Below are 17,670 nucleotides of genomic sequence, written 5' to 3' on the forward strand. Positions count from 1 at the left end.
GTGTCACGCTCACGGACAACTTGCGTCCCCTGCGGAGGGGGGCCCGTGCACCACGCCGCCGTAAATATCGTTAAGCTAGTAGTCACAACATCATCTATCGGGAGGCGGCTGGCCAGTGAGTCATTCGGAAGCCACGACTTCAACAGACCAGGCTGGAACGGATCCGACGAGTCCAGCACAACACGAGGTCCGCAACCCCGAGGAGAGCAGGCTGAAGGCGCTTTTGGAGCCTGCAGTCTTGGCGAGCCGGCTCTATCTTGAGGATGTTGCCATCCAGGTTGCCGGTTCGCATCGGGTAGTCCACGTGGTCATCGACCTTCCCCAGGAGGAAACCGGCGGCGTCAGCCTGGACGTCATCGCGGAAATCTCCAGGGCTCTTTCGGACATCCTGGACAACGATCCCCGCACCGACGGCCGCCCCTATGACCTCGAGGTCTCCTCGCCCGGCGTCGGCCGGCCCCTCACGGAGCCCCGCCACTGGCACCGGGCCCGCGGACGAATGGTCAAGGTCAACGTGATCCAGGGAGAGAACCTGACGGGCCGTATCCAGTCCGTCGACGACGACGGCGTCACACTGGTTCCCGAGCAAGAGGTCAAGAAGGGCATGAAGCCCAAGCAAGGCGAACCCGTGAAAATTCCTTTCGACAGGATCCGCCAAGGAAAAGTCGAGATAGAGTTCAGCCACCTCAACGAGGCCGTGCTGGAAGACGAGTACAACGGACCTTCCGAGGAGGCCTAATGGATATTGACATGAGTGCGCTGAGACTCCTGGAGCGTGAGCGTGAAATCCCGCTGGACCTCCTGATTCCCACCATCGAGCAGGCGCTCCTGGTGGCTTACCACAAGACGCCGGGCGCTTTCGAAAAGGCCCGGGCGGAGCTGGACCGCAAGAGCGGGCACGTAACCATCTGGGCTACGGAAATCGACGACGACGGCGAAGCCATCGGCGAGTTCGAGGACACTCCTGCGGGATTCGGCCGCATTGCGGCGAGCACCGCACGGCAGATCATCCTGCAGCGCCTGCGCGACGTCGAGGACGACAACGTCCTCGGCGAATTCAAGGGCCGTGAAGGCGAACTCGTTGCCGGCCTGATCCAGCAGGGCAACAACCCGCACATGATCCAGGTGAACCTGGGTTCCGTGGAAGCCTTGCTGCCGCCGCCCGAGCAGGTGCCGGGGGAGAAGTACACCCACGGCAACCGCCTGCGCGCGTTTGTGGTGGACGTCCACCGCGGCGCCAAAGGACCCTCCATTACGCTGTCGCGTTCACACCCGGGCCTCGTCCGGAAGCTTTTCGAACTGGAGGTCCCGGAGATCGCGGACCGTTCCGTCGAGATCGTGGCACTGGCACGCGAGGCGGGTCACCGGACCAAGATGGCCGTCAAAGCCAACACTCCGGGCATCAACGCCAAGGGTGCTTGCATTGGTGAAATGGGCTCCCGCGTCCGCGCAGTCATGACCGAGCTCAACGACGAAAAGATCGACATTGTCGACTTCAGCGAAGATCCGGCGACCTTCATCGCCAACTCCCTGTCGCCGTCGCGCGTGAATTCCGTCACTATCACCGACGAAGCCACCCGCTCCGCCCGGGTGGTTGTTCCCGATTACCAGCTGTCCCTCGCCATCGGCAAGGAAGGCCAGAACGCCCGCCTCGCAGCCAAGCTGACCGGCTGGCGGATCGACATCGTCTCGGACGCCGCTCCGGCCAAGGGCAACTAAACACACCAAACGGTGCCCAGCCCCGGATCCTTGCACCTTGTGGATTCGGTGGCCGGGCCCTCGGGGGCTTAGAATAGATGGAACCGGGCCTATGCCCGGTATCCGTGCGCTTTGGCGTGCTCGCGACTTGTAGGGCAACAACTCCAACAAGGCAAGGGTGCGCGGCGAGCAAAGCAGAACAGCAGAAGACAGGTAAAGACACTGAGGCAGGTTGATACACCCAGTGACTGAACTGCTTCACATCAGGCGCCAGCCTGTGCGCACCTGCATCGGATGCCGGAAACAAGGCAAGCGGAGCGAGTTGATCCGGCTTGTCGCCGAAGGCGGCGGGTCACCCGTCGTCCTGGTGGATGAACGACGCCGGATGGCTGGCCGGGGTGCGTGGCTGCACCCCAGCACCACATGCCTGACGCTGGCAAGCAAACGGCGTGCTTTCGCAAGGGCCCTCGCGGGCGCAAGTGAAGTCACCGCCGTCGAAAGCTACCTCGCGGCAGTCATACCCCCTGCGGACACTCCGTGAAAGCAGGAAACCGTCCAAACCTGAAAGCGGGTCAGAAAACTGATGGAAACCCGATGAGTTCCCAGCGATGAGTGCGCAACGATGACAACTTTGTTGCGCTCTGCACAGGGCCTGTCCGCCGCGTTCGCGGCAGGGGCCCGCAGTAAGAATTAGACGGTTCGTGCCTGGCTCGGTGCGGACCGAGACAGGAGAAATGTGGCCAAGGTCCGCGTACATGAGCTCGCCAAAGAGCTCGGTATTACTTCCAAAGATGCAGTGACGAAACTGCAGGAATTGGGCGAATTCGTTCGCTCCGCCTCTTCAACAATTGAGGCACCGGTCGTGAAGAAGCTTCGCGACGCCTACCCGGGTGCCGGCGCTGCAAAGGCGGCTGCCCCGGCAGCACCTCGCGTTGCAGCCCCCGCGGCACCTGCCGCACCCGCAGCATCCCGCCCGGCCCCGGGCCCCGCTGCGCCCAAGGCTCCGGTTCCCGCCCCCAAGGTTGAGACCCCTGCCCCGGCAGCGCCTGTGGCTCCCGTAGCTGCAGCAAGTCCTATTTCCGCCAAGCCGGGTGCCCGTCCGGCACCCAAGGCCGAAGCTCCTGCCCCGGCACGTCCGGGCAGCCAGGCACCGCGGCCCGGCGGCCCCCGTCCGGGCAACAACCCGTTCGCGACCTCGCAGGGCATGCCCCGCGGCCGTGGCGACGGTGAGCGTCCTCCCCGTCCGGGCAACAACCCCTTCGCAACATCGCAGGGCATGCCCCGTTCCGGTGGCCGCAATGACGGCGAACGTCCCGGCGGTCCGCGTCCCGCGGCCGGCGCAGGCGGTCCCCGTCCCGCAGCCGGTTCCGGTGGTCCGCGCCCCGGTGCTCCGCGCCCCGGTGCTCCCCGTCCGGGCGCTCCGCGTCCCGCAGGTGGCCCCGCAGGAAACCGTCCCAGCCCGGGTATGATGCCCAACCGCACCGAGCGTCCCGCTCCCGGTGGCGCAGGCCGTCCGGGTGGCGCTGGCCGTCCCGGTGGTGGCGGCCCCGGCCGTCCGGGTGGCGCTCCTGGTGCAGGCACCGGTGGCGGAGCTCCCGCCGGCGGTGGCTTCGGCAAGGGTGGCCGCGGACGCGGCGGTACCCAAGGTGCCTTCGGCAAGGGTGGCGCAGGACGCGGCAAGCAGCGCAAGTCGAAGCGTGCAAAGCGTCAGGAACTGGAGCAGATGAGTGCTCCGTCGCTGGGCGGCGTATCCGTACCCCGCGGCGACGGCAACACCGTAGTCCGGCTCCGTCGTGGCTCGTCCATTACGGACTTCGCCGACAAGATCGAGGCGAACCCCGCCGCACTGGTGACCGTTCTGTTCCACCTCGGTGAAATGGCAACGGCTACGCAGTCGCTGGACGAAGACACCTTCGGCCTGCTGGGTGTTGAACTCGGCTACAAGATCCAGGTCGTTTCGCCGGAAGACGAAGAGCGCGAGCTCCTCGACTCCTTCGACATCGACCTCGATGCCGAACTGGAAGCCGAAGGCGACGACGTCCTCGAACCTCGTCCCCCGGTTGTCACCGTCATGGGTCACGTTGACCACGGTAAGACCCGACTGCTCGACGCCATCCGGAAGACCAATGTGGTTGCCGGCGAACACGGCGGCATCACGCAGCACATCGGTGCCTACCAGATCAGCCACATCCACGAAGGCACTCCGCGCGACATCACCTTCATTGACACCCCCGGTCACGAGGCGTTCACCGCCATGCGTGCACGTGGTGCCAAGGTCACCGACATCGCCATCCTGGTTGTCGCAGCCGACGACGGCGTCATGCCGCAGACGGTGGAAGCACTCAACCACGCACAAGCGGCCAACGTGCCGATCGTCGTCGCGGTCAACAAGATCGACAAGGAAGGTGCGAACCCGGACAAGGTCAAGGGCCAGCTCACCGAGTATGGTCTGGTTCCCGAGGAATACGGTGGCGACACCATGTTCGTTGAGGTTTCTGCCCGCCAGAACATCAACATCGACGAACTTATCGACGCCGTCCTGCTGACCGCAGACGCCGCTTTGGACCTGCGCGCCAACCCGGACAAGGACGCCCGAGGCATTGCCATCGAAGCGAACCTGGACAAGGGCCGCGGTTCCGTGGCCACCGTCCTGGTCCAGTCCGGTACCCTGGCCGTTGGCGACACGATCGTGGCCGGTACGGCCCACGGCCGCGTCCGTGCCATGTTCGACGAGGACGGCAACGCCCTCGACGTCGCGCTTCCGTCCCGTCCGGTCCAGGTCCTGGGTCTGTCCAACGTACCGCGTGCAGGTGACACCTTCCTGGTGACCTCCGACGAGCGTACGGCCCGCCAGATCGCTGAAAAGCGTGAAGCGGCCGACCGCAACGCGGCACTGGCCAAGCGTCGCAAGCGCATCAGCCTGGAAGACTTCGACCAGGCAGTTGCCGCGGGCAAGATCGACACCCTCAACCTCATCCTCAAGGGTGACGTTTCCGGTGCCGTCGAAGCCCTCGAAGACGCGCTGCTCAAGATCGACGTCGGCGACGAAGACGTTCAGCTGCGGGTCATCCACCGTGGTGTGGGTGCCATCACGCAGAACGACGTCAACCTCGCCACGGTGGACAACGCCATCATCATCGGCTTCAACGTCAAGCCCGCCGAGCGCGTGGCCGACCTTGCCGATCGCGAAGGCGTGGACATGCGCTTCTACTCCGTCATCTACTCGGCAATCGATGACATCGAGCTGGCCCTCAAGGGCATGCTCAAGCCGGAGTACGAGGAAGTCCAGCTCGGTACCGCCGAGGTCCGCGAAGTCTTCCGTTCTTCCAAGTTCGGAAACATCGCCGGTTCCATCGTGCGCTCGGGCATCATCCGCCGTAACACGAAGGCACGCGTCAGCCGCGATGGCAAGGTCATCGGCGACAACCTCACCGTTGAGACGCTCAAGCGCTTCAAGGACGACGCCACCGAGGTCCGCACGGACTTCGAGTGTGGTATCGGTCTTGGCTCTTACAACGACATCAACGAAGGTGACATCATCGAGACCTTCGAGATGCGCGAAAAGCCGCGGGTCTAAGGTGTCTTAGCGGGGGAGCCTCCGAGTTGTGGGGGCGCCCCGCCCCTACGCTGGGCGGCCCGGGATCTACGATCCTGAGCCGCCCAGCTCCGGTAGGCCCGATGCCACTCCCGGGCGCCCCCACAACTCTCCGGCATCGTCATAGACTCACCTCAGGTGCGTGGCAGTTTACGCAGACTCAAGTTTGTGAGCCGCCATTGCGCCGTCGTACGCAAATTTTAGGAGTAGAAATGGCTGATCCGGCACGCGCTGCCAAGTTGGCGCAGCGGATTAAGGTTGTTGTTGCTGAGGCACTGGGCCGGCGGATCAAGGATCCTCGGGTTGAAGGCATCACCATTACCGATGCACGCGTCACCAATGATCTTCAGCACGCCACCGTGTACTACACCGTCTTCGGTGACGAAGCCGCTCATTCGGATGCTGTTCGGGCGTTGGAGAAGGCCAAGGGTGTTTTGCGCCAGGAAGTGGGCCGGAACATCACCGTGCGGCTGACTCCTACCTTGGAATTCGTTGCCGACCTTATTCCGGTCAACGCCTCGAACCTTGAGGAGCTGTTGCGCACCGCCAAGCAGCGCGACGCCGAGGTGGCCGCGCTGGCCGCCGGCGCCAAGCACGCAGGCGATGCAGACCCGTACAAGAGCGATGCCCCGCAGGATGCGGACATCGACGAAGACGACTTTGATGAAGAAGACATCGACCTCCGTGCCGATGAAGACATCGACGAGGACGGCGGCAAGTAGTCCAGCGCTTCCCGGGCGGGACCGGATCCGCAGCTCCTAGGACTGCCGGATCCGGTCCTTCCTTTTTAACCGTGAAAAGCCGGGCCAAATTGATGGGCCGTCGCTAAGATCGGAGCATGTCGGCGCACGATGCAGCTCAGAGTCCCGAAGACTACCTCGAACACGCCCTGCGGCTCGCGGTGCAGAATGTCGCCGACGGCGGCGGCCCTTTCGGCGCCGTCGTGGTGACCCCGGACGGACGGCTCCATGACGGCGTCAACCGGGTGACCCGCGACAACGACCCCACAGCGCACGCCGAAGTGGTGGCCATCCGGCGGGCTGCGTCGGAACTGGGAAGCTTCGATCTCAGCGGTTCGGTGCTCTACTCAAGCTGCGAACCGTGCCCTTTGTGCCTCTCGGCGGCCCTATGGGGCCGCGTAAGCCGCGTCTACTTTGCCGCGGATCGGCACGGGGCCGCAGCCGCAGGCTTCGACGATGCAGTGTTCTACGAATACTTCGACGGCAACAGGCCTGAACTGCTGCCCGTCCAACACACGGACGTTCCGGCATCGGAGGCTCCTTTCGATGCCTGGCGCGGGCACAAAAACCGGACCAAATACTGAAACCGGCCGCCGCCAGCCAAACCGCCGGGCCCCAAAGCGCGGGTCCTCAAACGCGCTCCGGAAGACGCCCGACGCCGTCGAGCAGCTGCTGGTGATCACCGCACAACGCGATCCTGATCCACCCCTCGCCGATGGAACCGAACGCGGTGCCCGGCGCGACGGCCACGCCGGAATCCCTGAGGAACCGGTGCACCCAGGTACGCACGTCCCCGCCGCTCACATGCGAGACGTCCGCCCAGAGATAGAAAGCTCCCTGCGCGCCCAGGAAGGGAATGCCCTTCTCCGCAAGCACTGCCGAGGCGGCGTCGCGGTTGGAACGGTAATGCTCGCGTGCGGTGTCCACATAGTCCTGCGGGCCAGTCAGCGCAGCGACGGCAGCGTACTGGGAAGGCGAAGCCACGCAGGAAACGATCGCTTCCATGACGTTGTTCATCTTCCGTTCCAGGCCCGGCGGGCAAATGAGCGCGCCGATCCGCAGCCCGGTCAGCCCGTACGTTTTGGACAAGGTCAGGGACGTGAAGACGCGCGCCTCCCCGGGAACGGTGCTGTCGAAGCGGGCAGGGCTCGTGTGCGGAACATCGAAGGTGAAGGCTTCGTAGCATTCGTCCGAAATGATCCACAGATCGTGTTTGACGGCCAGTTCCACGAGCTGGCGCGTTGTTTCCTCGCAGATCACCGCGCCCAGGGGATTGGACGGCGAATTCAGGACCAACACCTTGGCACGGGGCGTGATCAGTGCCTCGATGTCCTCGATGCGGGGTTGGAACTCGTGCTCGGGATAGAGCGGATACCGCACCGGGACGGCGTTCAGCAAATGGCTCGTCATGGCGAAAGTCGGGTAGCCCGGATTGGGAATCAGGATCTCGTCGCCGGGGGAGAGGAGCAGGCTCATCGCGAAGTGCAGTCCCTGCTGGGCTCCGTCCACGACGTACACGCGCTCCGCCCCGAGATCCACCTTGTTGTGGGCACGGAACCGATCGGCAAAGGCCTCACGCAGGGCCGCGATCCCGGCATTGGGGGTGTAGTTGGTCTCGTCCCTGTCGAGGCACGCGATCCCGGCGTCCAGGATGTGCCGGGGCAGCGCGAAGCCGGGCTCGCCGATGCTGAGGACAATCGCCCCGGGGGCGCTCCACGCGGCCTCGGTGATCTCGCGGATCTGGTTCACGGGCACTTCGCGGACGTGTGCGGCAAGCTCAGGCATGGGAGCCATCTTAGCCGCGGTCCCGGACCGTTCAGGGAAGCCGCGGGCCGCAGGATGCATGCCCTGGCGCGGATATACTGGGAGGCGTGCTTTCTGGACTGGTAATCGTTGACAAGCCGCAAGGATGGACCAGCCACGATGTGGTTGGACGGATGCGGCGACTGGCCGGTACCCGGAAAGTGGGCCATGCAGGGACCCTGGACCCCATGGCCACCGGGGTGCTTGTGCTTGGCATCAACAAGGCGACTCGACTGTTGACGTACATTGTCGGCACCTCCAAGACGTACTCCGCCACCATCCGGCTCGGCGAATCAACCATCACGGACGATGCCGAAGGCGACATCACCGAAAGCCGCAGCGCCGCCGGAGTCACCGAGGAAGCCATCCGTGCCGGCGTCGCGCAGCTCAGTGGCGAGATCCAGCAGGTTCCCAGCAGCGTCAGCGCCATCAAGGTCAACGGCGAACGGTCCTACGCGCGCGTCCGTTCGGGGCAAGAAGTCAAGCTCGCCGCCCGGCCTGTGACCATCCACCGTTTCGAGATCCACGCCATCCGGAGGGTCGACGACGGCAGGGTAGTAGACATCGATGTGACCGTCGAGTGCTCCTCGGGCACCTACATCCGCGCGCTGGCGCGCGACCTTGGCGAGGGTCTCGGCGTCGGGGGCCATCTCACGGCGCTTCGCCGCACCCAGGTTGGACCGTACTCCCTGGAGCAGGCCCGCACCCTTGAACAGCTTGCCGAGGAACTCGAAGTCCTCGACATGTCCGCCGCGGCCCGCGCGCTCATGCCCAACCGGGAGTTGAGCGACGCCGAAACCACCGAGATCTCCTTTGGCCGCAGGATCGCCGCGGGACCCGCCGCCGGGACGGCCGACGCCGCCACCGCCGAGAACCCGGCTGCTGCGTTCTCGCCATCAGGTGAGCTCGTGGCGTTGTTGGCCGATGCGGGCAGTTTCGCCAAGCCCGTCCTGGTGTTCGCGCCCGACAACGAAAAGCAGGCACACTAGCCATGGACGGATACTTTTACGCTGTCCTGGTGGTGGGTTTGCTGTCCACCATCATTTGCGTCGTGGCGGGCATCATGAAGAAGGCCCCCAACGACGTCACCATCCTGTCCGTTGCCGCCGTCGAACTCGTCCTGCTGGTCTACCTGGTGGGATCGATCATCCGCGTGGCGATGGGCGAAAAGATCGCGGGGGAGCCCTGGGAATTCTGGGGCTACATCATCACAGCGCTCATCCTCCCCGTCGTCGCGGTGTACTGGTCCATCCTGGAGCGGACCCGTTGGAGCAATTTCGTCATGGGCGCCGTGGGCGTCACCGCATTGGTCATGGCGGCCCGCATGAACCAGATCTGGTACTGACATTGGAAGAAGCACACGAAGTGACTGTTGAAACCACCGGGAAGAAGAACCGGGACACCCGCAATACCGGGCCCGGGAGGCTGCTGATTGCGGTCTACGCGGTTTTCGCGATCTCGGCCACGGCGCGTGCCGGCTACCAGATCCTGACCAAGTTCTCGGATGCTCCCTTGGCCCACATCCTCTCGGCTTTCGCCGCTGTGGTGTACATCGTGGCTACAGTCTCCCTCGCGAAGCCGGGCCGCACGTGGTTCAAGGTATCGCTGGCGGCCGTCCTCGTGGAGATGGTCGGAGTGGTGGTGGTTGGTGCCATCAGCCTTTTCGATCCTGTGGCTTTCCCGCACGACACCGTGTGGTCCTTGTTCGGACGCGGATACGGCTTTGTGCCGTTGATCTTGCCGGTCCTGGGCCTGTTGTGGCTCTACCGTCGGCGCCCGGCACGGCTCCCGCACTAGAAATCATGGCTCCGACACCCGGGCATGCCAGCCCCGGGATAGCGGGTAACCTTAGAGAATTCCGGCGCCGGACCAGGTCGCCGGGCATAGCGAATACCAGCAGTAAAAGGCGAGGTTGATGGTCCACATCTGGAACGATCCCACCGAGGTCCCCGAGGATTTCGGTCCCAGCGTCGTTACCATCGGCAACTTTGACGGCGTCCATCGCGGACACCAGCAGGTGCTGACGCAACTGTTGCGCACAGCGGGGCAGCACGGTGCGCGGTCCGTCGTCGTGACGTTCGAACCCCACCCGGCCCTGGTCCACCGGCCCGACTCCGCACCGGAGCTCCTCATGGGGCTGCAGGACAAGCTCGATGCCCTGGCCGGCACGGGTGTGGACGCCGTCCTCGTCATGAAGTACAACCTCACGCTGGCGGCCATGACACCCGAGGAATTCGTCGTCAACGTCCTGCTGGACGGGCTTCACGCGGCACACGTTGTGGTGGGCCACGACCTCCGTTTCGGTGTGGGAAATTCGGGCGACGTCGGCACCATGCAGGAATTGGGCAAGAAACTCGGATTCGGCGTCCACGTGGTCAACGAGTTCGGCGCGGAAGGCTTTCCAGTGCACGACGACGGCGGCACGGACCGCCGCTGTTCCTCCACCTGGGTGCGCGAGGCCCTTGCCGAGGGCGACGTCGAGACCGCGGCTGCCGTCCTCGGCCGCCCGCACAGGATGCGCGGCGAAGTGGTCCACGGCGCTGCGCGCGGACGCGCCCTGGGCTTTCCCACGGCGAACCTGGACCACGGCGCCACGGGCTACGTCCCCGCGGATGGAATCTACGCCGGCTGGCTCGTGGACGAATCCGGAACCCGCTGGCCCGCCGCGATTTCGGTGGGTTCCAACCCCACGTTCGACGGTGTGAGCCGCCAGGTGGAAGCGCACGTGATCGACCGCCCGGAGGAAGCGGTGGAGGACTTCAACCTCTACGGCCAGACTGTCGTTGTGGAATTTACCGCGCGGCTGCGGGGCATGGTGGCCTACCGTGGACCCGAGGCCCTGGTGGAGCAGATGCGGCTGGATGTCGTCCAGGCCCACGATCTCCTGCTGGACAAGTAGCCCCTCACCGTGAGCGTTGAGAAGAACACCCGGCCACTCGACGAAGGCATCGTCAAGGATTTCAGCTCACGCATGAGCTACGGCTCCTACCTGAAGCTGCCATTGCTGCTCAGCGCCCAGCAACCTGTCAGCCAGCCGGAACACCACGACGAGCTTTTGTTCATCATCCAGCACCAAACCACCGAGCTTTGGCTGAAGCTGGTCCTGCACGAGCTCCGCAGCGCGGCCGCCTGGCTGCGCCAGGACGATCTTGGCTCCGCGCTCAAGGCCATCGCACGCGTCAAGCACATCCAGAAGACGCTCACCGAGCAATGGTCGGTTCTCGCTACGCTCACCCCTACGGAGTACTCCCAGTTCCGCGGCTTCCTGGGCAATGCCTCCGGGTTCCAGTCGAGTCAATACCGCGCGGTCGAGTTCATCCTCGGCAACAAGAACGCCAAGATGTTGCCGGTGTTCGAATCGGATCCGGAGTCCAGGTCCATGCTGGAGGAGCTCCTGAACGCCCCGAGCATCTACGACGAATTCCTGGCCTACCTGGACCGGCACGGCTACGACGTTCCACGGTCAGTCCTGGACCGGGACGTGACCCATGCCCACGAGTTTGACCCTGGGCTCTTGCCCCTTTTCAAGCACATCTACGAACATGCCGCAGACAACTGGGCGGCCTACGAAGCCTGCGAGGAACTGGTGGACTTGGAAGACAACTTCCAATTGTGGCGCTTCCGGCACCTCCGTACTGTCCAGCGGACCATCGGCATGAAAGCGGGAACCGGAGGCTCAAGCGGTGTTTCCTTCCTGAAGAAGGCGCTCGACCTGACGTTCTTCCCGGAGCTTTTCGCCGTCCGGACCGAGATCGGGCAGTGAGTGGCGCTCCTCTTTGAGGAGGGTCACACGGCAGCTTTCGACAAGATTGGCGGGCTGCCGGTAAACTGAGGGATGGATCCGGCTGCAGTCCGTGGCGGCTGGACCTGTTTTGTGTGCGGTCATCGGCACAACACAACCCGGCAGCGAGGCGCTGAATCGGGACGCACGGCACAACTCTAGGAGTTCACGTGGCACTTGAAGCCGCTGTTAAGCAGTCCATCATCGAGGCATACGCAACGTCCAAGGGCGATACCGGTTCGCCGGAGGTCCAGATTGCAGTCCTGACTCAGCGGATCAAGGATCTGACTGAGCACATGAAGGAGCACAAGCACGACTTCCACACCCAGCGCGGTCTGCTGGCTATGGTTGGTCGTCGCAAGCGCATGCTGGGCTACCTCAAGAAGACTGACATTGCCCGCTACCGTGCGCTCATCGAGCGCCTCGGCCTGCGTCGCTAGTTTGACTTCGGGCGGCCCGATCCTCCGCGGACCGGGCCGCCTTTTCTCCATAACTAAATCCAACACTTAACAGGAGTTCAACCGCATCGCGCATTCGCGGTCCTCGGTAGTGATCCCCGGGAACAGTCTTCTGTGATGAAGGCGCAGCCCGTGGGTCTCGATCGATGACCGGGTGTCGTACAGGCCAGGAACAGACGCTGGCCTGGGTCGATGCGGAAGGACTTCCGCTAAACAAGAAACGGAGGTGACTCTCAATGGAGGGTCCCGAAATCCAGTTCTCAGAAGCCATCATCGACAACGGCCGCTTCGGCAAGCGTGTTATCCGCTTCGAAACCGGCCGCCTCGCCAAGCAGGCAGCCGGCGCCGCGATGGTCTACATCGACGAGGACACCGCATTGCTGTCCGCAACCACCGCAGGCAAGTCCCCGCGTGAAGGCTTCGACTTCTTCCCGCTGACCGTCGACGTCGAAGAGCGCATGTACGCCGCCGGCCGCATCCCGGGCTCGTTCTTCCGCCGTGAAGGCCGCCCGTCCACCGAAGCCATCCTGGCTTGCCGCCTCATGGACCGCCCCCTGCGTCCCGCGTTCGTCAAGGGCCTGCGCAACGAGGTCCAGATCGTCGTCACCGTATTGGCGATCAACCCGGACGAGCTCTACGACGTCGTGGCCATCAACGCCTCGTCCATGTCCACCCAGCTCTCCGGACTCCCGTTCTCCGGCCCGATCGGTGGCGTCCGCGTCGCCCTCATCGCAGACGAACAGGGCACCGAATGGGTTGCTTTCCCGAAGCACTCCCAGCTTGAGAACGCCGTCTTCAACATGGTTGTTGCCGGCCGCATCGCCGGGGACGACGTCGCCATCATGATGGTCGAAGCCGAAGCCACCGACAACTCCTGGAACCTCATCAAGGAACAGGGCGCAACCGCTCCCACCGAAGAGGTCGTTTCCGAGGGCCTCGAGGCCGCCAAGCCGTTCATCAAGGCCCTCTGCGAGGCCCAGGCCGACCTGGCCGCCCGCGCTGCCAAGCCGACGGTTGAGTTCCCGGTCTTCCTGGACTACCAGGATGACGCTTACGCCGCTGTTGAAGCTGCCGCTGCCGAGAAGCTTGCTGCTGTCTTCCAGATCGCCGACAAGCAGGACCGCGACAACGCCTCCGACGAACTCAAGGACGAGGTCCTTGGTGCCCTCGCCGGCGAGTTCGAGGGCCGTGAGAAGGAACTCTCCGCAGCCTTCCGCTCCCTCACCAAGCAGGTTGTCCGCCAGCGCATCCTCAAGGACCAGATCCGCATCGACGGCCGTGGCCTGACGGACATCCGCCAGCTGACTGCCGAGGTAGAGGTCCTGCCGCGCGTTCACGGTTCCGCCATCTTCGAGCGCGGCGAAACCCAGATCATGGGTGTCACCACGCTGAACATGCTCAAGATGGAACAGCAGATCGACTCGCTGTCTCCCGTCACGCGCAAGCGCTACATGCACAACTACAACTTCCCGCCGTACTCCACCGGCGAGACCGGCCGCGTCGGTTCCCCGAAGCGGCGCGAAATCGGCCACGGCGCACTCGCTGAGCGCGCCCTGGTTCCGGTCCTGCCGTCCCGCGAGGAATTCCCGTACGCCATCCGCCAGGTGTCCGAGGCCCTCAGCTCCAACGGTTCGACGTCGATGGGTTCCGTTTGTGCCTCCACGCTGTCCCTGCTCAACGCAGGTGTGCCGCTGAAGGCCGCTGTTGCCGGTATCGCCATGGGCCTGGTTTCCGACCAGGTTGACGGTCAGACCCGCTACGCCGCCCTGACCGACATCCTCGGCGCCGAAGACGCCTTCGGCGACATGGACTTCAAGGTTGCCGGTACTTCCGAGTTCGTCACCGCCATCCAGCTCGACACCAAGCTCGACGGTATCCCCGCATCGGTTCTCGCTGCAGCCCTGAAGCAGGCCCGCGAAGCCCGCCTGCACATCCTGGACGTCATCAACGCCGCCATCGACACTCCGGACGAGCTCTCCGAGTTCGCACCGCGCGTGATCGCCGTCAACATCCCCGTTGACAAGATCGGTGAGGTCATTGGCCCCAAGGGCAAGATGATCAACCAGATCCAGGAAGACACCGGCGCCGACATCTCCATCGAGGACGACGGCACCGTCTACATCGGCGCTACCAACGGTCCGTCTGCAGAAGCAGCCCGCGCCGCGATCAACGCCATCGCCAACCCGCAGATCCCGGAGATCGGTGAGCGTTACCTGGGCACGGTCGTCAAGACCACCACCTTCGGTGCGTTCGTTTCCCTGACCCCGGGCAAGGACGGCCTGCTGCACATCTCCGAGCTGCGCAAGCTGGCCAGCGGCAAGCGCGTGGACAACGTCGACGACGTCGTCTCCGTGGGCCAGAAGATCCAGGTCGAGATCACCAAGATCGACGACCGCGGCAAGCTCTCCCTCTCCCCGGTTGTGGCCGAGGAAGAAGGCGCCGCCTCTGAAGAAGCTCCCGCCGAAGAGGCTGAAGTTTCCGCCGAGTAGCCTGAACCGGCAAACACGCGGCAGGACCGGTGGACATGTCCACCGGTCCTGCCCGGTTTTAACAACGGATTCCCGTCCCAGGGGCGATGCGCCCGCTGGTACGATTGCAGCCAGATTTGGCACCCATGATTTCACTCAGAACTGAAAGGTCTTGATGACTGTCGTACCCCTCCCATTGGCGCAGACCGTGCCCGGCGGCGAATTGATCCATGGTGCCGAAGGCGGCTCCATTGTCCGGCGTTCAGTGCTTCCGGGAGGCGTCCGGGTGCTGACCGAGGCCATGCCCGGGCAGCGTTCGGCAACCATCGGATTCTGGGTGGGCGTCGGCTCCCGGGACGAGGCAGACGGCCAGCACGGCTCCACCCATTTCCTCGAGCACCTCTTGTTCAAAGGCACCAAGAAGCGCACCGCCTTGGAAATCGCGTCTGCTTTCGACGAGGTCGGCGGTGAATCGAATGCGGCCACGGCAAAGGAAAGCACATGCTACTTCGCGCGGGTGCTGGACACCGACCTCCCCATGGCCATCGACGTCATTGCCGACATGATCACCGGCGCCGTCCTGGATCCTGCCGAACTTGAACAGGAACGCGACGTGATCCTTGAGGAAATCGCCATGGACAGCGATGACCCCACCGACGTCGCACATGAAAACTTCGTGGCCGCCGTGCTCGGTGTGCACCCGCTGGGACGCCCGATCGGCGGCACCCCTGCCGCCATCAAGGCAGTGTCCCGCGATTCCGTCTGGGCACACTACCAGCGCTACTACCGGCCGGACGAAATCGTCATCACCGCCGCGGGCGGCCTGGACCACGACGTCGTGTGCCGCCTCGTGCTCGATGCCTTGCGGACGGCCGGGTGGGAGCTGAAGGACACCGCTGCCCCCGTCGAGCGACGCTCCACCGAACGGGCGGATATCACGGGTACTGCCGGGCTGCATGTGATCAAGCGTCCCGTGGAGCAGGCCAACATCATCATGGGTTGCCCCTCGATCGTGGCTACCGACGATCGTCGCTTCGTGATGAGCGTCCTGAACGCAGTCCTTGGCGGTGGCATGTCCTCGCGCCTCTTCCAGGAGATCCGCGAAAAGCGGGGGCTCGTCTACTCCACCTATTCCTTTGCCTCCGCCTATGCGGACGCGGGCTACTTCGGCATGTACGCCGGCTGCACGCCGTCGAAGGTCAAGCAGGTTCTGGAGCTTTTGGGCGCCGAACTGGACAAGCTCGCTTCCGACGGAATCACGGAGGAGGAACTGCGCAAGGCCGTGGGTCAATTGTGCGGAGGAATCGTCCTGGCCCTTGAAGACACAGGATCCCGGATGTCCCGCCTTGGCCGCGCCGAACTCGTTTCCGGCGAATTCCAGGACATCGACGAAACGCTGGCCCGCATCACGGCCGTCACAGCCGGGCAAGTCCAGGAACTCGCCCGGTTCCTCGCCGAAGCCCCCCGCACCGTGACCGTCGTCGGGCCCTTCGACGAAACAGAGACGTTCGGCCTCTAAGGGACATGCCCTCCGTTGGAGCCAAGCACTGGACATAACCCTGATATGTCCATTCCTGGCTTGGAACAGGGGGCATGTCCGGTGGGAAGGCTGGACGCGCCTGCTCGATCGGGAACATGATGGTGACGTATCCATCGTCTTGCGCAGGAGTCGCCATGAACCAGCCATTGAAGAGTCATGCGAACACTGCGCTGGAGGCGTTCCTGGGGCATTGGCGGGGGAGCACTGAGCTCGCTGCCTCGCCGTGGGGACCTGCCCGGACCGCCGACGCCGAGGTGACATTCTCGCGCGCGGCAGGAGGTTACGCCTTGGTGCAGAGCTACCGGCACATTGAGCCCGACGGCACCCACTTCGAGGGGCACGGTGTCTTTACCGTTGACCCGGACCACGGGGACACCATGTGGTACTACGTGGAAAGTATGGGCCGGCCACCCGAAGCTCCGGCCCGGGGGCATTGGCAGGACGGCACACTGAGGCTTGAGCGGCGGAGCCCTCGCGGGACCGCGAGGCACACTTTCAAGGTGGATGGCGGCGTGCTGACCCACATGGCAGAACTGAGGCTCGGAGATGCCGCGGCGTTCAGCCCGTTCATGATCTCTGTCTGCAGGCGAGTCTAAGGCCCACGTCCACCAGGCACGGCATTCAGAGGATCCTTGCCTCCACCGACTCAACGATCCGCGCCTCGGGCATGCCGTCGAGCGACGCCGGCCTTCCAGGTCCACTCCACACCCTTGTCCGTAAGGTGTCCAGCATTGATTCAGCTTGCTCCCGCCCGGTGAAATCAAGCTCGATCAAGACGCGCTGAGAATCGTCCACGGACCTGTTGACCCTGTAGGAAACAACGCCGGAGCCGGCGCGATCTGCCGGATCCGAGTCGAACGACCGTTTCCATGCGTCGAAGTCGTTCACAGCGTGTTCGATCAGGAGGGTGTACATGGCTGTTCCTTTGCTGTTGCGCGGATAGGCACAGCGTAGGCTCCTTGGGCCTTGGGAACCACCCTTCGGCCGTGGTCGGCTCAGCCCCCGGCAAACGGCGGGAGGACGTCGACGACGTCGTCCGCACCGAGAGCGGCAGAACGGTCGCGGACTGCCACCTCATTGCGCAGGAAGCTGCTGCGCGAAATGATCCGGGCCAGGGGTGGTGTTCCGGCCGGTGGTTCCGGACGTTCGACGGCGAGCACGGCTGCGATCAGTCCGTCCAGGCCGGTCCCTTCCGGAAGGTTGTGCTGTTCCTCTTCGACGCCCGCCGCGGCGCGCGCGGCAGCGAAGTATCGTACGAGCAAAGTCTCAGCCTCCGATGGCGCTCATGCTGCGGTCCGGCTGGACGAAGTCGGGTGCGCCGAGGCCGGTGTGGTCCATGCCGTGTGCCTTGGGTTTGATCCACATGGCGTCCTGCCAGCGTCGGGCGAGTTCCGCGTCGCTGGCTCCGTGCCGAAGCAAGCCGAGGAGGTCGAATTCTTCGCGGGAGAACAAGCAGCTCATGATCTTGCCTTCGGCGGTGATCCTGGTGCGCCGGCAATCGGAACAGAATGGTTCGGTGACGGAAGCGATGATGCCGACGGTGCCCAGAAGCGGACCCGTGGCTTCGGCGGTTGCCGGGTCCCGGCG

At 64.3% G+C, this 17,670-nt stretch carries 18 protein-coding genes and 1 pseudogene; 15 read left to right on the top strand and 4 right to left on the bottom strand.

Annotated features, from left to right (window positions below; translation table 11 throughout):
* Positions 1–115 precede the first annotated feature (115 nt).
* The 6 genes from rimP to AB4Z38_RS17815 all read left to right on the top strand — a co-directional run bounded on the left by rimP (position 116) and on the right by AB4Z38_RS17815 (position 6,617).
* Positions 116–739 (top strand): ribosome maturation factor RimP, encoded by a 624-nt coding sequence (rimP, locus tag AB4Z38_RS17790; RefSeq protein WP_078105701.1) that lies wholly within the window; start codon positions 116–118, stop codon positions 737–739.
* Positions 739–1,719, top strand: a complete 981-nt coding sequence (nusA, locus tag AB4Z38_RS17795) for a transcription termination factor NusA (RefSeq protein ID WP_236816636.1) — start codon at positions 739–741, stop codon at positions 1,717–1,719. The genes rimP and nusA overlap by 1 nt, the downstream gene beginning before the upstream one ends.
* A gap of 223 nt (positions 1,720–1,942) precedes the next feature.
* Positions 1,943–2,239 (top strand): YlxR family protein, encoded by a 297-nt coding sequence (locus AB4Z38_RS17800; RefSeq protein ID WP_441430933.1) that lies wholly within the window; start codon positions 1,943–1,945, stop codon positions 2,237–2,239.
* A 195-nt stretch (positions 2,240–2,434) separates the two neighbouring features.
* A complete protein-coding gene (gene infB / locus AB4Z38_RS17805; protein WP_441430934.1) occupies positions 2,435–5,275 on the top strand; it encodes a translation initiation factor IF-2 in 2,841 nt (946 codons plus the stop codon).
* 230 nt (positions 5,276–5,505) lie between these two features.
* Positions 5,506–6,015, top strand: a complete 510-nt coding sequence (gene rbfA / locus AB4Z38_RS17810; protein WP_236816645.1) for a 30S ribosome-binding factor RbfA — start codon at positions 5,506–5,508, stop codon at positions 6,013–6,015.
* A 116-nt stretch (positions 6,016–6,131) separates the two neighbouring features.
* Positions 6,132–6,617 carry a nucleoside deaminase gene (locus AB4Z38_RS17815; RefSeq protein WP_441430935.1) on the top strand — a complete coding sequence of 162 codons (486 nt, stop codon included), beginning with the start codon at positions 6,132–6,134 and terminating at the stop codon, positions 6,615–6,617.
* Between the two features lie 46 nt (positions 6,618–6,663).
* On the opposite strand, the gene AB4Z38_RS17820 is transcribed toward AB4Z38_RS17815, so the two are convergent.
* Complete coding sequence (locus tag AB4Z38_RS17820; RefSeq protein ID WP_441430936.1) at positions 6,664–7,818, bottom strand: pyridoxal phosphate-dependent aminotransferase; 1,155 nt, start codon at positions 7,816–7,818, stop codon at positions 6,664–6,666.
* Positions 7,819–7,904: 86 nt separating this feature from the next.
* Here AB4Z38_RS17820 and truB point away from each other — a divergent pair, with 86 nt between their 5' ends.
* The 9 genes from truB (at position 7,905) to AB4Z38_RS17865 (ending at position 16,679) form a co-directional block, all read left to right on the top strand.
* The gene (gene truB, locus AB4Z38_RS17825) at positions 7,905–8,825 is read left to right on the top strand and encodes a tRNA pseudouridine(55) synthase TruB (RefSeq protein WP_441430937.1); all 921 of its coding nucleotides are present in this window, start codon (positions 7,905–7,907) and stop codon (positions 8,823–8,825) included.
* Between the two features lie 2 nt (positions 8,826–8,827).
* Entirely contained in the window at positions 8,828–9,181 is a 354-nt protein-coding gene (locus tag AB4Z38_RS17830; RefSeq protein ID WP_234753100.1) for a hypothetical protein, read from the top strand.
* Positions 9,182–9,183: 2 nt separating this feature from the next.
* A complete protein-coding gene (locus AB4Z38_RS17835; protein ID WP_441414615.1) occupies positions 9,184–9,633 on the top strand; it encodes a hypothetical protein in 450 nt (149 codons plus the stop codon).
* Between the two features lie 118 nt (positions 9,634–9,751).
* Positions 9,752–10,735, top strand: a complete 984-nt coding sequence (locus AB4Z38_RS17840; RefSeq protein WP_441430938.1) for a bifunctional riboflavin kinase/FAD synthetase — start codon at positions 9,752–9,754, stop codon at positions 10,733–10,735.
* Between the two features lie 9 nt (positions 10,736–10,744).
* Complete coding sequence (gene kynA, locus AB4Z38_RS17845) at positions 10,745–11,599, top strand: tryptophan 2,3-dioxygenase (RefSeq protein ID WP_441430939.1); 855 nt, start codon at positions 10,745–10,747, stop codon at positions 11,597–11,599.
* A gap of 188 nt (positions 11,600–11,787) precedes the next feature.
* A complete protein-coding gene (gene rpsO, locus AB4Z38_RS17850) occupies positions 11,788–12,057 on the top strand; it encodes a 30S ribosomal protein S15 (protein WP_028266602.1) in 270 nt (89 codons plus the stop codon).
* A 254-nt stretch (positions 12,058–12,311) separates the two neighbouring features.
* Positions 12,312–14,564: a polyribonucleotide nucleotidyltransferase gene (locus tag AB4Z38_RS17855; RefSeq protein WP_284983951.1), complete on the top strand. Its 2,253-nt coding sequence runs from the start codon at positions 12,312–12,314 to the stop codon at positions 14,562–14,564.
* 154 nt (positions 14,565–14,718) lie between these two features.
* Positions 14,719–16,062 (top strand): M16 family metallopeptidase, encoded by a 1,344-nt coding sequence (locus AB4Z38_RS17860; protein WP_441430940.1) that lies wholly within the window; start codon positions 14,719–14,721, stop codon positions 16,060–16,062.
* A 155-nt stretch (positions 16,063–16,217) separates the two neighbouring features.
* Positions 16,218–16,679, top strand: coding sequence for a DUF1579 domain-containing protein (locus AB4Z38_RS17865; RefSeq protein ID WP_441430941.1), 462 nt, complete (start codon positions 16,218–16,220; stop codon positions 16,677–16,679).
* Between the two features lie 25 nt (positions 16,680–16,704).
* Here the strand turns inward: AB4Z38_RS17865 and AB4Z38_RS17870 are convergent, their stop codons facing one another.
* The 3 genes and pseudogenes from AB4Z38_RS17870 to AB4Z38_RS17880 form a co-directional block, all read right to left on the bottom strand.
* A complete protein-coding gene (locus AB4Z38_RS17870; RefSeq protein WP_441430942.1) occupies positions 16,705–16,998 on the bottom strand; it encodes a hypothetical protein in 294 nt (97 codons plus the stop codon).
* 80 nt (positions 16,999–17,078) lie between these two features.
* The gene (locus AB4Z38_RS17875; RefSeq protein WP_441430943.1) at positions 17,079–17,345 is read right to left on the bottom strand and encodes a MoaD/ThiS family protein; all 267 of its coding nucleotides are present in this window, start codon (positions 17,343–17,345) and stop codon (positions 17,079–17,081) included.
* Between the two features lie 4 nt (positions 17,346–17,349).
* Positions 17,350–17,670 (bottom strand): annotated as a pseudogene (locus tag AB4Z38_RS17880) (GTP 3',8-cyclase MoaA); the annotation flags it as partial.

It is taken from the genome of Arthrobacter sp. 2RAF6, assembly GCF_052115205.1.
Classification (GTDB): Bacteria; Actinomycetota; Actinomycetes; order Actinomycetales; family Micrococcaceae; genus Arthrobacter.

Coding starts and splice junctions, on each gene's coding strand:
- AB4Z38_RS17865 (WP_441430941.1), top strand. CDS start 16,218: ATGAACCAGCCATTGAAGAGTCATGCGAACACTGCGCTGGAGGCGTTC.
- AB4Z38_RS17830 (WP_234753100.1), top strand. CDS start 8,828: ATGGACGGATACTTTTACGCTGTCCTGGTGGTGGGTTTGCTGTCCACC.
- AB4Z38_RS17870 (WP_441430942.1), bottom strand. CDS start 16,998: ATGTACACCCTCCTGATCGAACACGCTGTGAACGACTTCGACGCATGG.
- rbfA (WP_236816645.1), top strand. CDS start 5,506: ATGGCTGATCCGGCACGCGCTGCCAAGTTGGCGCAGCGGATTAAGGTT.
- AB4Z38_RS17840 (WP_441430938.1), top strand. CDS start 9,752: ATGGTCCACATCTGGAACGATCCCACCGAGGTCCCCGAGGATTTCGGT.
- nusA (WP_236816636.1), top strand. CDS start 739: ATGGATATTGACATGAGTGCGCTGAGACTCCTGGAGCGTGAGCGTGAA.
- AB4Z38_RS17860 (WP_441430940.1), top strand. CDS start 14,719: ATGACTGTCGTACCCCTCCCATTGGCGCAGACCGTGCCCGGCGGCGAA.
- AB4Z38_RS17855 (WP_284983951.1), top strand. CDS start 12,312: ATGGAGGGTCCCGAAATCCAGTTCTCAGAAGCCATCATCGACAACGGC.
- AB4Z38_RS17815 (WP_441430935.1), top strand. CDS start 6,132: ATGTCGGCGCACGATGCAGCTCAGAGTCCCGAAGACTACCTCGAACAC.
- AB4Z38_RS17820 (WP_441430936.1), bottom strand. CDS start 7,818: ATGCCTGAGCTTGCCGCACACGTCCGCGAAGTGCCCGTGAACCAGATC.